A 14,964-nucleotide genomic window follows, 5' to 3' on the forward strand; every position below is an offset into this window, starting at 1 on the left:
GTGTCACTTTCGCTTTGGCAGCAATGTCTTGCCCGATTGCAGGATGAGTTACCAGCCACAGAATTCAGTATGTGGATCCGCCCGTTGCAGGCGGAACTGAGCGATAACACGCTGGCTTTGTATGCGCCAAACCGTTTCGTGCTCGATTGGGTAAGGGATAAATACCTAAATAATATCAATGGATTGCTCAATGATTTCTGCGGCACTGATGCCCCGCAGCTGCGTTTTGAAGTCGGTACCAAACCGGTTACGCAAACCGTCAGAGAGACGGTAAACGTCGCGGCTCCGGCCCAGATCCACGTCCCGACACCGCGTATTATTCAGCCCGCTCGTTCTGGCTGGGACAACGTTCCCGCTCCGGCTGAACCGACCTACCGCTCCAACGTTAACGTGAAGCACACCTTCGATAACTTCGTTGAGGGTAAATCGAACCAGCTGGCCCGTGCGGCGGCCCGTCAGGTTGCGGACAACCCGGGCGGCGCCTATAACCCGCTGTTCCTGTATGGCGGCACTGGTCTGGGTAAAACTCACCTGCTGCACGCGGTGGGTAACGGCATTGTGGCGCGCAAGCCCAATGCGAAAGTGGTGTATATGCACTCCGAGCGCTTCGTTCAGGACATGGTAAAAGCCCTGCAAAACAACGCGATCGAAGAGTTTAAACGCTACTACCGATCCGTTGATGCGCTGCTGATCGATGACATCCAGTTCTTTGCCAATAAAGAACGATCCCAGGAAGAGTTTTTCCACACCTTCAACGCCCTGCTCGAAGGTAATCAACAGATCATTTTGACCTCGGATCGTTACCCGAAAGAGATCAACGGTGTTGAGGATCGTCTGAAATCCCGCTTCGGCTGGGGCCTGACCGTGGCGATCGAGCCACCTGAGCTGGAAACCCGCGTCGCGATCCTGATGAAGAAAGCCGATGAGAACGACATTCGCCTGCCAGGTGAAGTGGCGTTCTTTATTGCCAAGCGTCTACGCTCAAACGTGCGTGAGCTCGAAGGCGCACTGAACCGCGTGATCGCCAACGCCAACTTTACTGGCCGGGCGATTACCATCGATTTTGTGCGTGAAGCGCTGCGCGATCTGCTGGCGTTGCAGGAAAAACTGGTCACGATCGACAATATTCAGAAGACCGTGGCCGAGTACTACAAAATCAAAGTGGCAGATTTGTTGTCTAAACGTCGTTCCCGCTCGGTGGCGAGACCGCGTCAGATGGCGATGGCGCTGGCGAAGGAATTAACCAACCACAGTCTGCCGGAAATCGGTGATGCGTTTGGTGGCCGTGACCATACGACCGTGCTGCACGCTTGTCGCAAGATTGAGCAGTTACGCGAAGAAAGCCACGACATAAAAGAAGATTTCTCCAATTTAATCAGAACATTATCATCGTGATGCTATGAAATTTACCGTTGAACGTGAACATTTATTAAAACCGCTGCAACAGGTGAGTGGCCCGTTAGGTGGCCGCCCGACACTGCCTATTCTTGGAAACCTGCTGCTTCAGGTCGCTGACGGTACGCTGTCGCTGACCGGGACAGACCTCGAAATGGAAATGGTCGCGCGCGTGTCGCTTTCTCAACCGCATGATGCGGGTGCCACCACCGTTCCGGCGCGTAAGTTCTTTGATATCTGCCGTGGACTGCCGGAAGGCGCGGAAATTGCTGTCCAGCTGGAAGGCGACCGTATTCTGGTGCGCTCTGGCCGCAGCCGTTTCTCGCTCTCAACGCTGCCTGCTGCCGACTTCCCGAACCTGGACGACTGGCAGAGTGAAGTTGAATTCACCCTGCCTCAGGCGACGATGAAACGCCTGATTGAAGCGACCCAGTTCTCGATGGCGCATCAGGACGTTCGCTACTACTTAAACGGCATGCTGTTCGAAACCGAAGGTGAAGAGCTGCGTACCGTGGCGACAGACGGCCACCGTCTGGCAGTCTGTTCCATGCCAATTGGCGTGACGCTGCCAAACCATTCGGTGATCGTCCCGCGTAAAGGCGTGATTGAGCTGATGCGTATGCTCGACGGCGGTGATACTCCGCTGCGCGTGCAGATCGGCAGCAACAACATCCGCGCTCACGTCGGCGATTTTATCTTCACCTCGAAGCTGGTTGACGGTCGTTTCCCGGATTATCGCCGCGTATTGCCAAAGAACCCGGACAAAACGCTGGAAGCGGGCTGCGATATCCTTAAGCAGGCCTTTGCCCGTGCGGCGATCCTCTCTAACGAGAAGTTCCGCGGCGTGCGCCTGTACGTGAGTGAAAACCAGATCAAAATCACCGCCAACAACCCGGAGCAGGAAGAGGCAGAAGAAATTCTGGACGTCACCTACGCCGGGACCGAAATGGAAATCGGCTTCAACGTCAGCTACGTGCTGGATGTGCTTAACGCACTGAAATGCGAAAACGTACGCATTCTGCTGACCGATTCTGTTTCCAGCGTACAGATTGAAGATGCCGCGTCACAGTCGGCTGCTTATGTTGTCATGCCAATGAGACTGTAATGTCGCTCACCCGCTTGCTGATCCGCGACTTTCGCAACATCGAAAGCGCGGATCTCGCTCTATCCCCCGGCTTTAATTTCCTGGTTGGCGCTAATGGAAGCGGCAAAACCAGCGTGCTGGAAGCCATCTACACGCTCGGCCACGGCCGCGCGTTTCGCAGCCTGCAGATTGGTCGCGTTATTCGTCACGAGCAGGATGCATTTGTGCTGCACGGGCGACTGCAGGGCAGCGAGCGTGAAACCTCGATTGGCCTGACGAAAGACAAGCTGGGCGACAGCAAAGTGCGGATCGACGGCACCGACGGCCACAAAGTGGCCGAACTGGCGCTGCTGATGCCCATGCAGCTGATCACGCCGGAAGGGTTTACGCTCCTCAACGGCGGCCCTAAATACCGCAGAGCTTTCCTCGACTGGGGATGCTTTCACAACGAAGCGGGTTTCTTTACCGCCTGGAGCAACCTGAAACGGCTGCTCAAACAGCGCAACGCCGCGCTGCGTCAGGTGACTCGCTATGCCCAGCTGCGCCCGTGGGATATGGAATTGATTCCGCTTGCGGAACAAATCAGCCGCTGGCGTGCCGAATACAGCGCTGGTATCGCCGCAGACATGGCTGATACCTGCAAACAGTTTTTGCCTGAGTTCTCTCTGACTTTCTCCTTCCAGCGCGGCTGGGAGAAAGAGACGGAGTATGCCGAAGTGCTGGAGAGAAACTTCGAGCGCGACCGCATGCTGACCTACACCGCACACGGCCCGCACAAAGCGGATTTCCGCATTCGTGCCGACGGCGCGCCGGTGGAAGACACCCTGTCGCGCGGGCAGCTCAAGCTTTTGATGTGCGCACTGCGCCTGGCGCAGGGCGAGTTTTTAACTCGCGAGAGTGGGCGACGTTGCCTGTATCTATTAGATGATTTTGCCTCGGAACTCGACGACGCGCGGCGCGCGCTGCTTGCCAGCCGCTTAAAAGCCACGCAGTCGCAGGTTTTCGTCAGCGCCATTAGCGCTGAACACGTTATGGACATGTCGGACAAAAATTCGAAGATGTTCACCGTGGAAAAGGGTAAAATAACGGATTAACCCAAGATTAAATGAGCGAGAAACGTTGATGTCGAATTCTTATGACTCCTCCAGTATCAAAGTCCTGAAAGGGCTGGATGCGGTGCGTAAGCGCCCAGGTATGTATATCGGCGATACCGATGACGGCACCGGTCTGCACCACATGGTATTCGAGGTTGTGGATAACGCTATCGACGAAGCGCTCGCGGGTCACTGTAAAGATATTATCGTCACCATCCACGGCGATAACTCCGTTTCCGTACAGGATGATGGCCGTGGTATCCCGACCGGCATTCACCCGGAAGAGGGCGTATCCGCCGCGGAAGTGATCATGACCGTCCTGCACGCAGGCGGCAAATTCGATGACAACTCCTATAAAGTCTCCGGCGGCCTGCACGGCGTGGGCGTTTCCGTTGTGAACGCCCTGTCGCAGAAGCTGGAACTGGTCATCTACCGCGAAGGCAAAATTCATCACCAGGTTTACACCCACGGCGTGCCGCAGGCCCCGCTGGCTGTGACTGGCGAAACGGAAAAAACCGGGACCACCGTGCGTTTCTGGCCGAGCCACGAAACCTTCTCCAACGTGACCGATTTCGAATATGAGATCCTGGCAAAACGTCTGCGCGAGCTGTCGTTCCTGAACTCCGGTGTCTCTATCCGTCTGCGCGACAAGCGCGACGGTAAAGAAGATCATTTCCACTACGAAGGCGGCATCAAGGCGTTTGTTGAGTACCTCAACAAAAACAAAACCCCGATCCACCCGAACATCTTCTACTTCTCCACCGAAAAAGACGGTATCGGCGTGGAAGTGGCGCTGCAGTGGAACGATGGTTTCCAGGAAAACATCTACTGCTTCACCAACAACATTCCACAGCGCGACGGCGGTACCCACCTGGTCGGCTTCCGTACGGCGATGACCCGTACCCTGAACGCCTACATGGATAAAGAAGGCTACAGCAAAAAAGCAAAAGTCAGCGCCACCGGTGACGATGCCCGTGAAGGCCTGATTGCTGTAGTTTCCGTGAAAGTGCCGGACCCGAAATTCTCCTCTCAGACCAAAGACAAACTGGTCTCTTCCGAGGTGAAATCCGCGGTTGAGCAGCAGATGAACGAACTGCTGAGCGAATACCTGCTGGAAAACCCGTCAGACGCGAAAATTGTCGTCGGCAAAATTATCGATGCGGCGCGTGCCCGTGAAGCGGCGCGTAAAGCCCGTGAAATGACCCGCCGTAAAGGTGCGCTGGATCTGGCCGGTCTGCCGGGCAAACTGGCGGACTGCCAGGAACGCGACCCGGCTCGCTCCGAACTGTACCTGGTGGAAGGGGACTCCGCGGGCGGTTCTGCGAAGCAGGGCCGTAACCGTAAGAACCAGGCGATTCTGCCGCTGAAAGGTAAAATCCTCAACGTTGAGAAGGCGCGCTTCGACAAGATGCTCTCCTCTCAGGAAGTGGCGACGCTGATCACCGCGCTCGGCTGCGGCATCGGTCGCGACGAGTACAACCCGGACAAACTGCGCTATCACAGCATCATCATCATGACCGATGCGGACGTCGATGGTTCTCACATCCGTACCCTGCTGCTGACCTTCTTCTACCGTCAGATGCCAGAGATCGTTGAGCGCGGCCACATCTACATTGCGCAGCCACCGCTGTACAAAGTGAAGAAAGGCAAGCAAGAACAGTACATTAAAGACGACGAAGCGATGGATCAGTATCAGATCTCCATCGCACTGGATGGCGCGACCCTGCATGCGAATGCCCACGCTCCGGCGCTGGCGGGTGAGCCACTGGAAAAACTGGTCTCTGAGTACAACGCGACGCAGAAAATGATCGGTCGTATGGAGCGTCGCTTCCCGCGCACGCTGCTGAAAGAGCTGGTCTATCAGCCGACGCTGGCTGAAGCCGATCTCAGCGACGAACAGGCCGTGACCCGCTGGGTGAACGCCCTGGTGACCGAGCTGAACGAAAGCGAGCAGCACGGCAGCATGTGGCAGTTTGACGTTCGCGAGAACGCCGAGCAGCATCTGTTTGAGCCAATCATTCGCGTACGTACTCACGGCGTAGACACCGACTATCCGCTGGATCATGAGTTTGTGACCGGTGGTGAATACCGTCGTCTGTGCACCCTGGGTGAGAAACTGCGCGGCTTGATCGAAGAAGACGCGTTTATCGAACGTGGCGAACGTCGTCAGCCGGTGGCCAGCTTCGAGCAGGCGCTGGACTGGCTGGTGAAAGAGTCCCGTCGTGGCCTCTCCATTCAGCGTTATAAAGGTCTGGGTGAAATGAACCCGGATCAGCTGTGGGAAACCACCATGGATCCGGAAAGCCGTCGCATGCTGCGCGTGACCGTGAAAGATGCGATTGCCGCTGACCAGCTGTTCACGACCCTGATGGGCGACGCCGTTGAACCGCGCCGCGCCTTCATCGAAGAGAACGCCCTGAAAGCAGCGAATATCGACATTTAATTCAGGCCGTCGGTTTTGCAGGCCCGGTGAGCGTCGCGCCACCGGGCTTTTCTTTGCCCGCAAAAGAGGAATCTCCTCTTTAAATTCCATCCCCCTTTATCCACGACTCTTTTACTGTTTTCTGAGCGGAATCGCGTTAGCATGAGGACAGACTCATTTAAATCGGGGATCTCATGGCCATCAAACTCATTGCAATCGATATGGACGGCACGCTGCTGCTGCCAGACCACACCATCTCTCCTGCCGTTAAAAACGCGATTGCCGCCGCCCGCGCGAAAGGCGTGAACGTGGTGCTGACCACGGGTCGTCCGTATGCCGGTGTGCACAGCTATCTGAAAGAGCTGCACATGGAACAGCCGGGCGATTATTGCATCACCTACAACGGTGCGCTGGTGCAGAACGCCAGCGACGGTAGCACCGTCGCGCAAACGGCGCTGAGCTATGACGATTACCTGTATCTGGAAAAACTGTCCCGCGAAGTGGGCTCTCACTTCCACGCTCTCGATCGCAACACGCTCTACACGGCGAACCGTGACATCAGCTACTACACGGTGCATGAATCCTTCGTGGCGACCATTCCGCTGGTGTTCTGCGAGCCGGAAAACATGGACCCTGCCACACAGTTCCTGAAAGTGATGATGATCGACGAGCCCGCGATTCTGGACCAGGCCATCGCCCGCATCCCGGCGGACGTGAAAGAGAAATACACCGTGCTGAAAAGTGCGCCGTACTTCCTCGAAATCCTCGACAAACGCGTCAATAAAGGCACCGGCGTGAAATCCCTGGCCGATACGCTGGGTATTAAGCCGGAAGAGATCATGACCTTAGGCGATCAGGAAAACGACATCGCGATGATCGAATACGCTGGCATGGGCGTGGCGATGGAAAACGCGATCCCGTCCGTGAAAGAGGTGGCTAACTTCGTCACCAAATCGAACCTTGAAGATGGCGTGGCCTACGCCATCGAGAAGTTTGTGCTGAATTAGTCACGACTCATCCATCAGCCCCGGTTATCTACCGGGGCTTTTTTTTGCCTGTCGATCGCTGCATTGTTCTTTTTGTGATCTGGATTGTAGTACAACACAATATGATTGTACTACGATGCACTCATGGAATTGATGAAAGGTCTCACGTTTGTACTGCAAAAGTGAGGCGAAACTCAGCGGTCGCGGTAAAGTAGTGATGGATAAAACGAAATCAGGACTCTCCATGACTCTCAATAAAACCGACCGCATCGTCATTACGCTGGGCAATCAGATTGTCAGCGGAAAATACGTACCGGGTTCGCCGCTGCCCGCCGAGGCAGAGCTGTGCGAGGAGTTTGAAACCTCGCGGAACATCATCCGCGAAGTGTTTCGCTCGCTGATGGCGAAACGGCTGATCGAAATGAAGCGTTATCGCGGGGCCTTCGTCGCGCCGCGTAACCAGTGGAACTACCTCGATACCGACGTTCTGCAGTGGGTGCTGGAGAACGACTACGACCCACGTCTTATCGGGGCGATGAGCGAGGTGCGTAACCTGGTGGAACCGGCCATTGCCCGCTGGGCAGCGGAACGGGCGACATCGGGTGACCTGGCGCAGATTGAAGCGGCGCTCAACGACATGATCGCCAACAACCAGGACCGGGATGCCTTTAACGAAGCGGATATCCGCTATCACGAGGCGGTGCTGGAGTCGGTACATAACCCGGTTTTACAGCAGCTTAGCGTGGCCATCAGCTCGCTACAGCGCGCAGTATTTGAACGGACCTGGATGGGTGATGAGGCCAACATGCCCCAGACACTCCAGGAACATAAAGCGCTGTTCGATGCGATACGGCATCAGGACAGCAATGCGGCAGAGCAGGCGGCACTTCACATGATCGCCAGCTCGACACGAAGGTTAAAGGAAATCACATGACATCTCGCTACATCGCCATCGACTGGGGATCGACCAATCTGCGCGCCTGGCTGTATGAAGGCGACAGATGCCTGGAGAGCAGGCAGTCCGAAGCAGGCGTCACGCGCCTGAACGGCAAATCCCCGCAGGCGGTGTTAGCAGAAGTCACAGAAAACTGGCGCGAAGGCACCACCCCGGTGGTGATGGCAGGAATGGTCGGCAGTAACGTTGGCTGGAAGGTTGCCCCTTATTTGCCGGTTCCTGCTCATTTCGACGCCATTGGTCAGCAGTTAACGTCCGTTGGCGACAATATCTGGATCATTCCAGGGCTGTGCGTCTCCCGTGACGATAACCACAACGTGATGCGCGGCGAAGAGACACAGCTGCTCGGCGCGCGCACCCTTTCTCCTTCTTCTGTCTATGTCATGCCCGGAACGCACTGCAAATGGGTGCAGGCCGACGCGCAGCAAATCCACGATTTTCGTACCGTGATGACGGGTGAGTTGCATCACCTGCTGCTGCGTCATTCGCTGGTGGGCGCGGGTCTGCCAGAACAGGAATCGTCTCCTGAGGCCTTTGCTGCCGGGCTGACGCGCGGTCTCGCCTCGCCTGCCGTTCTGCCACAACTTTTTGAAGTTCGCGCTTCACACGTGCTGGGAAATCTCCCGCGTGAACAGGTCAGCGAATTTCTCTCCGGTCTGTTGATTGGCGCTGAAGTCGCCACCCTGGGCGAACAGTTCGCCGGACAGCAGGCCATCACCCTTGTCGCGGGTTCAGCATTAGCCGCTCGCTACCAGCAGGCGTTCCGCGCCTTTGGTCGTGAAGCGGCAGTGGTTGAAGGCGACGTGGCATTTCAGGCAGGAATAAGGAGCATCGCTCATGCAGTGGCAAACTAATCTCCCTCTCATCGCGATTTTGCGCGGCATCACGCCGGACGAAGCGCTGGCGCACGTCGGCGCCGTCATCGACGCCGGATTTGACGCGGTGGAAATCCCGCTCAATTCGCCGGAGTGGGAAAAAAGCATCCCGGCGGTCGTCGATGCGTATGGCGATAAAGCGCTGATTGGCGCAGGTACTGTGTTGAAACCCGAGCAGGTCGATCAGCTCGCCAAAATGGGCTGTAAGCTTATCGTCACGCCCAACATTCAGCCCGACGTGATCCGCCGCGCGGTGAGCTACGGCATGACCGTCTGCCCTGGCTGCGCGACAGCGACAGAAGCCTTTACCGCGCTGGACGCAGGCGCTCAGGCGCTGAAAATTTTCCCGTCGTCGGCCTTCGGTCCGGATTACATCAAAGCGCTGAAAGCGGTGCTTCCGGCTGACGTCCCGGTCTTTGCCGTCGGCGGTGTGACGCCAGAAAACATGGCGCAGTGGATTAACGCCGGCTGCGCAGGAGCAGGTCTGGGCAGCGATCTGTATCGTGCCGGGCAGTCCGTTGAACGTACCGCAGCGCAGGCCGCCGCGTTCGTTAAAGCGTACCGGGAGGCGACGAAATGAAAATTACGAAGGTCACCACCTACCGTTTACCCCCGCGCTGGATGTTTTTGAAAATTGAAACCGACGAAGGCATCGTTGGCTGGGGCGAGCCGGTGATTGAAGGCCGCGCGCGCACCGTGGAAGCGGCGGTACATGAACTGAGCGAACTCCTGATTGGTCAGGACCCGGCACGTATCAACGATCTGTGGCAGGTAATGTACCGCGGCAGTTTCTACCGCGGTGGCCCGATTCTGATGAGCGCTATCGCCGGTATCGACCAGGCGCTGTGGGATATCAAAGGCAAAGTGCTGAACGCGCCGGTGTGGCAGTTGATGGGCGGCCTGGTGCGCGACAAAATCAAAGCCTACAGCTGGGTCGGCGGTGACCGTCCGTCTGAGGTTATCGAGGGGATTAAAACCCTGCGCAAAATCGGCTTTGATACCTTCAAGCTCAACGGCTGCGAAGAGATGGGCGTGATTGATAACTCCCGCGCGGTGGATAACGCCGTCAATACCGTGGCGCAAATCCGCGAAGCCTTCGGCAATGAGATTGAGTTTGGCCTCGATTTCCACGGTCGCGTCAGCGCGCCGATGGCGAAAGTGCTGATCAAAGAGCTGGAGCCGTACCGCCCGCTGTTCATCGAAGAGCCGGTGCTGGCGGAGCAGGCGGAGTACTATCCGAAGCTGGCAGCACAAACCCATATTCCGATCGCGGCGGGTGAACGTATGTTCTCGCGCTTCGAGTTCAAACGGGTGCTGGAAGCGGGCGGTCTGGCGATTCTGCAGCCGGATCTGTCCCACGCCGGGGGCATCACCGAGTGCTACAAAATTGCGGGGATGGCCGAAGCCTACGACGTGGCGCTGGCCCCGCACTGTCCGCTCGGGCCGATCGCGCTCGCCGCCTGTCTGCATATCGACTTTGTTTCCCGCAACGCGGTGTTGCAGGAGCAGAGCATGGGCATCCACTACAACAAAGGCGCAGAGCTGCTCGACTTCGTTAAAAACAAAGAAGACTTCAACATGGAAGGCGGGTTCTTCAAACCGTTAACCAAACCGGGCCTGGGCGTGGAGATTGACGAAGCCAAAGTCATCGAAATGAGCAAGCAGGCGCCGGACTGGCGCAACCCGCTGTGGCGATACGAGGACGGTTCCGTCGCCGAGTGGTAAATGCTCGTCATATTTCGCGCTGCGCGTGCGTTGGCTGCGATTGCGCACCCCAGTCACTTACTTATGTAAGCTCCTGGGGATTTGCAATCTTGCCGCCTTCTCGCAACACGAACTATTTAGAGCATTAAAAAGCTAAAACAATATTTTTCACACACCCTCTGTAACTTACAGGGCATGGTGACGTGTATCGCTATGCCCAAAATCTGGAGACAGATTAATGGATATTTCTGTGACTACCGCAAAAACAGGCCGTCGTCGTTACCTGACGCTGCTGATGATTTTTATTACCGTAGTGATTTGCTACGTCGACCGCGCCAACCTGGCCGTGGCCTCCGCGCATATTCAGAAAGAGTTTGGCATTTCGAAAACGGAGATGGGCTACATCTTCTCGGCGTTTGCCTGGATGTACACTATTTGCCAGATCCCCGGCGGACGCGTGCTGGACCGCCTGGGCTCCCGCACCACCTATTTCATTGCCATTTTCGGCTGGTCCGTCGCGACGCTGTTACAGGGTTTTGCCACCGGTCTGCTGTCGTTGATTGGTCTGCGCGCCATTACCGGCGTCTTCGAAGCGCCCGCTTTCCCGACCAATAACCGCATGGTCACGAGCTGGTTCCCGGAGCAAGAACGCGCCTCGGCTGTGGGTTTCTACACCTCCGGGCAATTCGTCGGCCTGGCGTTCCTGACGCCGCTGCTGATCTGGATCCAGGAGATGTTGAGCTGGCACTGGGTGTTTATCATCACCGGTGGGATCGGCATTATCTGGGCGCTGATCTGGCATAAAGTTTACCAGGCTCCGCGCAAAACCAAGGGCATTACTCAGGCCGAGCTGGATTACATTGAACAGGGCGGCGGTCTGGTGGACGGCGATGCGCAGATCGAAAACAAGGTCCGCGCGCCGCTGACCAAAGCCGACTGGAAACTGGTGTTCCATCGCAAGCTGGTGGGCGTTTACCTGGGTCAGTTCGCGATTGCCTCCACCCTGTGGTTCTTCCTGACCTGGTTCCCGAACTACCTGACTCAGGAAAAAGGCATCACCGCGCTGAAAGCCGGTTTCATGACCACGGTGCCGTTCCTGGCGGCGTTCGTCGGCGTGCTGTTGTCGGGCTGGATTGCCGACAGGTTAGTGCGCAAAGGCTACTCGATTGGTTTCTCACGCAAACTGCCGATCATCTTTGGCCTGCTGATCTCCACCTGCATCATGGGCGCGAACTACACCAATGACCCGGTGTGGATCACGGTGCTGATGGCGGTCGCCTTCTTCGGCAACGGTTTTGCGTCGATCACCTGGTCGCTGGTCTCTTCGCTGGCACCGATGCGCCTGATTGGCCTCACCGGCGGCGTGTTTAACTTTGCCGGTGGTCTGGGCGGGATCACGGTGCCGCTGGTGATTGGCTATCTGGCGCAGGCGCACGGCTTTGCGCCCGCCCTGACCTACATCTCCGTCATCACCCTGATTGGTGCGCTCTCCTACATCCTGCTGGTGGGCGATGTTAAACGAGTAGGCTAAATCTTCGCGATGCTTTACCCTGATGCGATAACCGCGCATCAGGGTCTCTTCATGAAACAAATCACCTTCGCTCCCCGCAATCATCAGCTTACGAACATCAACACCTGGACGCCTGACAGCGAATGGCTGGCGTTTGACGTGCGCCCCTCCGGTGCCTCCTTTACGGGCGAAACTATCGAGCGGGTTAACGTGAATACGGGCGAGACCGAGGTGATCTATCGCGCTGAAAAGGGCGCGCATGTCGGCGTGGTGACCGTTCATCCTCACGAGAATCAATACGTTTTTATCCACGGCCCGGAAAACCCGGATGCGAGCTGGCAGTATGATTTTCACCACCGTCGCGGCGTGATAGCGCAAAACGGCCAGGTGAAAAATCTCGATGCGATGGATATCACCGCGCCCTTTACCCCCGGCGCGCTGCGCGGCGGAAGCCACGTTCACGTTTTTAGCCCCAACGGGCAATTCGTCAGCTTTACCTATAACGACCATGTCCTGCACGAGCGCGACGTGGCGCTGGATCTGCGTAACGTCGGCGTCGCCGCGCCGTTTGGCTCGGTCGCCCCGCAGGGCAATCATCCGCGCGAATATGCGGGAACATTCTGGAGCGTGCTGATCAGCCGCACGACCCCGACCCCACACCCAGGCAGCGATGAGATCAATCGCGCCTACGAAGAGGGCTGGGTGGGAAACAACCGGATAGCTTTCATCGGCGACACGCTGTCTGAGCGCGGCGAAAAAGTGCCGGAGCTGTTTATCGTTGATCTGCCTGAAGATGAGGCAGGCTGGAAGCGAGCAGGCGACGCGCCGCTGGAAGGCACAGCGGAAAACATGCCCGCACCGCCCGCAGGCGTGATGCAGCGTCGTTTAACCTTCACCCATGCAAATCGTTATCCGGGGCTGGTCAACGTGCCCCGCCACTGGGTGCGCAGCAACCCTCAGGGGAGCGAGATCGCGTTTCTGATGCGCGATGATAACGGGATTGTGCAGCTGTGGCTGATTGCCCCAGAGGGCGGCGAACCGCGCCAGCTGACACATAACCAGAGCGATATTCAGTCGGCGTTTAACTGGCATCCGTCGGGCGACGCGCTCGGTTTTGTGCTGGATAATCGCATTGCCTGCTGCGATGCGCGCAGCGGAGAAGTGAGGTTTCTGACGTCCGATCACGGCAATCCGCCGTCGGGCGATGCCGTGGTGTTCTCGCCGGATGGCCGTTATGTGGCGTGGATGGAGGAGACAGTCGGTTTCCGTCAGCTTTGGATGACTGAAACCGGAGAGTAATCAGGGGGCAGACATCTCGGCGGGCGGGATAACGGCGTTGGTCATCTTCGTCTGCTGCTCGCTTTTTTCGACGCGTGACCGCACTGAGCTATCGGTGCGGAACAGATCCCACGGCACCAGCAGCGTGTCCATCACCGCCGTAAACGGCAGATCCAGAATCACCAGGGATTTGGTGCCCCAGTTCGTCTCGTCATCCGAGATCATGTTCGCGCTGGCGCGCGTGCCCGGATATGTTCCTTCTTTACCGCCGGTGTGAGACATCACGCTCGAACACCCGCAAAGTAAAACCACTACGCTGCATGTTGTCAGCTTTATCAGAACATTTTTCATCATCAGTCAATCAATGTTAATGGCACGACATAACGGCAATATCGAGTTATAGCGAGCCATGTACGAAAAGAATAGCTGGAAAGCGCTGCTCTGTGGCAGGCATCGCAATTTCACTCTTTGTGCTGTAGTCCCAGTCTATGCGAGTCCTCGCAAAGTGCAAAAAAATCTCGCATTTAACCTCTTGAAAAGACCGAAACCAAACCCATTTTAGAGAGGTAGCCAAAGAACGAACACGCCTGATGGGTGTTTGGTGGCACAACGGCCTGTCCATGGTGGAAGGCAAATATTACTCGCTGATTTCAGGAGCTTTGATCTATGCGTAATTTCGATTTTTCCCCGCTGTACCGTTCTGCAATTGGTTTCGATCGCCTGTTCAACCATTTAGAAAATAACTCAAGCCAGAGTAACGGCTACCCTCCATACAACGTTGAGCTGGTTGACGAAAACCACTACCGCATCGCGATTGCCGTCGCCGGTTTTGCCGAGAGCGAACTGGAAATCACCGCGCAGGACAACCTGCTGGTGGTGAAAGGGGCGCATACCGCCGAGCAGAAAGAGCGTACCTATCTCTACCAGGGCATTGCTGAGCGCAACTTTGAGCGCAAATTCCAGCTCGCCGAGAACATCCACGTTCACGGTGCGAACCTGGTCAACGGCCTGCTGTTTATCGATCTGGAACGTGTGATTCCGGAAGAGAAAAAACCGCGCCGTATCGAGATCAACTAATTAAGCGGGTCGCCTGTGCGGCCCACCCAAAGTGGCTTGCCGAAACGGGAGCCGGTGCGAATCCGTCAGGATTTGCAGGAACAACTGCGCACTAAAAACAGTGCTTAACTCGCTTCTCAGAAGGAGATTAACGATGCGTAACTACGATTTATCCCCCCTGCTGCGTCAGTGGATTGGTTTTGACAAACTGGCTAACGCCCTGCAAAGCACGGCTGAACAACAGAGTTTTCCGCCGTACAACATCGAAAAGAGCGATGACAACCACTACCGCATCACGCTGGCGCTGGCCGGGTTCCGTCAGGACGATCTCGACATCCAGCTCGAAGGCACGCGTCTGACCGTAAAAGGGACGCCGGAAAAACCGCAAACCGAGACCCAGTGGCTGCATCAGGGCCTGGTGACTCAGCCGTTTAGCCTGAGCTTTACCCTGGCCGACCATATGGAAGTTTCCGGTGCGACCTTTACCAACGGGCTGTTGCACATCGACCTGACGCGCAACGTACCGGAAGCGCTGGCCCCGCAGAAAATCGCGATCAGCGAGCGTCCGGCGTTGAATAGCTAATACGCTTACGCTGTGTTGCTCT

At 56.7% G+C, this 14,964-nt stretch carries 13 protein-coding genes, 1 pseudogene and 1 other annotated feature; of the genes and pseudogenes, 13 read left to right on the plus strand and 1 reads right to left on the minus strand.

Features of this window, described 5'->3' with window-relative positions; all coding sequences use genetic code 11:
- The 11 genes and pseudogenes from dnaA to AC3WS9_RS00055 all read left to right on the plus strand — a co-directional run.
- On the plus strand, nucleotides 1–1,395 hold a 1,395-nt coding region (gene dnaA / locus AC3WS9_RS00005), incomplete at its 5' end, for a chromosomal replication initiator protein DnaA (protein ID WP_492486021.1).
- Nucleotides 1,396–1,399: 4 nt separating this feature from the next.
- The gene (gene dnaN, locus AC3WS9_RS00010; protein WP_282494059.1) at nucleotides 1,400–2,500 is read left to right on the plus strand and encodes a DNA polymerase III subunit beta; all 1,101 of its coding nucleotides are present in this window, start codon (nucleotides 1,400–1,402) and stop codon (nucleotides 2,498–2,500) included.
- Nucleotides 2,500–3,573, plus strand: a complete 1,074-nt coding sequence (gene recF, locus AC3WS9_RS00015) for a DNA replication/repair protein RecF (protein ID WP_282494058.1) — start codon at nucleotides 2,500–2,502, stop codon at nucleotides 3,571–3,573. The genes dnaN and recF overlap by 1 nt, the downstream gene beginning before the upstream one ends.
- Before the next feature lie 28 nt (nucleotides 3,574–3,601).
- On the plus strand, nucleotides 3,602–6,016 hold the full coding sequence (gyrB, locus tag AC3WS9_RS00020; RefSeq protein WP_282494057.1) for a DNA topoisomerase (ATP-hydrolyzing) subunit B: 2,415 nt from the start codon (nucleotides 3,602–3,604) through the stop codon (nucleotides 6,014–6,016).
- Between the two features lie 173 nt (nucleotides 6,017–6,189).
- Nucleotides 6,190–7,002: a sugar-phosphatase gene (gene yidA / locus AC3WS9_RS00025; RefSeq protein WP_282494056.1), complete on the plus strand. Its 813-nt coding sequence runs from the start codon at nucleotides 6,190–6,192 to the stop codon at nucleotides 7,000–7,002.
- Nucleotides 7,003–7,225: 223 nt separating this feature from the next.
- The gene (dgoR, locus tag AC3WS9_RS00030) at nucleotides 7,226–7,915 is read left to right on the plus strand and encodes a D-galactonate utilization transcriptional regulator DgoR (RefSeq protein WP_095284130.1); all 690 of its coding nucleotides are present in this window, start codon (nucleotides 7,226–7,228) and stop codon (nucleotides 7,913–7,915) included.
- The gene (locus AC3WS9_RS00035; RefSeq protein ID WP_492486025.1) at nucleotides 7,912–8,790 is read left to right on the plus strand and encodes a 2-dehydro-3-deoxygalactonokinase; all 879 of its coding nucleotides are present in this window, start codon (nucleotides 7,912–7,914) and stop codon (nucleotides 8,788–8,790) included. Before dgoR ends, AC3WS9_RS00035 begins: the two co-directional genes overlap by 4 nt.
- The gene (locus AC3WS9_RS00040) at nucleotides 8,774–9,391 is read left to right on the plus strand and encodes a 2-dehydro-3-deoxy-6-phosphogalactonate aldolase (protein ID WP_492486027.1); all 618 of its coding nucleotides are present in this window, start codon (nucleotides 8,774–8,776) and stop codon (nucleotides 9,389–9,391) included. Before AC3WS9_RS00035 ends, AC3WS9_RS00040 begins: the two co-directional genes overlap by 17 nt.
- A complete protein-coding gene (dgoD, locus tag AC3WS9_RS00045; protein ID WP_492486029.1) occupies nucleotides 9,388–10,536 on the plus strand; it encodes a galactonate dehydratase in 1,149 nt (382 codons plus the stop codon). Before AC3WS9_RS00040 ends, dgoD begins: the two co-directional genes overlap by 4 nt.
- Before the next feature lie 174 nt (nucleotides 10,537–10,710).
- Nucleotides 10,711–12,046, plus strand: a pseudogene (locus AC3WS9_RS00050) (MFS transporter).
- Between the two features lie 51 nt (nucleotides 12,047–12,097).
- Nucleotides 12,098–13,324 carry a YidR family protein gene (locus tag AC3WS9_RS00055; RefSeq protein ID WP_492486031.1) on the plus strand — a complete coding sequence of 409 codons (1,227 nt, stop codon included), beginning with the start codon at nucleotides 12,098–12,100 and terminating at the stop codon, nucleotides 13,322–13,324.
- Here AC3WS9_RS00055 and AC3WS9_RS00060 read toward each other — a convergent pair whose 3' ends face one another.
- Complete coding sequence (locus tag AC3WS9_RS00060) at nucleotides 13,325–13,657, minus strand: YceK/YidQ family lipoprotein (RefSeq protein WP_282494051.1); 333 nt, start codon at nucleotides 13,655–13,657, stop codon at nucleotides 13,325–13,327.
- Nucleotides 13,658–13,903: 246 nt separating this feature from the next.
- Nucleotides 13,904–13,976 (plus strand) — a sequence feature (ROSE (Repression Of Heat Shock gene Expression) occurs in the 5'-region of heat shock genes and acts as an RNA thermometer to modulate expression.).
- Between AC3WS9_RS00060 and ibpA the strand changes: the two genes are divergently transcribed.
- On the plus strand, nucleotides 13,970–14,380 hold the full coding sequence (gene ibpA, locus AC3WS9_RS00065; RefSeq protein WP_282494050.1) for a small heat shock chaperone IbpA: 411 nt from the start codon (nucleotides 13,970–13,972) through the stop codon (nucleotides 14,378–14,380). It overlaps the preceding feature by 7 nt.
- Before the next feature lie 133 nt (nucleotides 14,381–14,513).
- Entirely contained in the window at nucleotides 14,514–14,942 is a 429-nt protein-coding gene (ibpB, locus tag AC3WS9_RS00070; RefSeq protein ID WP_282494049.1) for a small heat shock chaperone IbpB, read from the plus strand.
- The last annotated feature ends 22 nt before the right edge of the window (nucleotides 14,943–14,964 follow it).

It is taken from the genome of Lelliottia sp. EB106-05-01-XG201, from assembly GCF_058791735.1.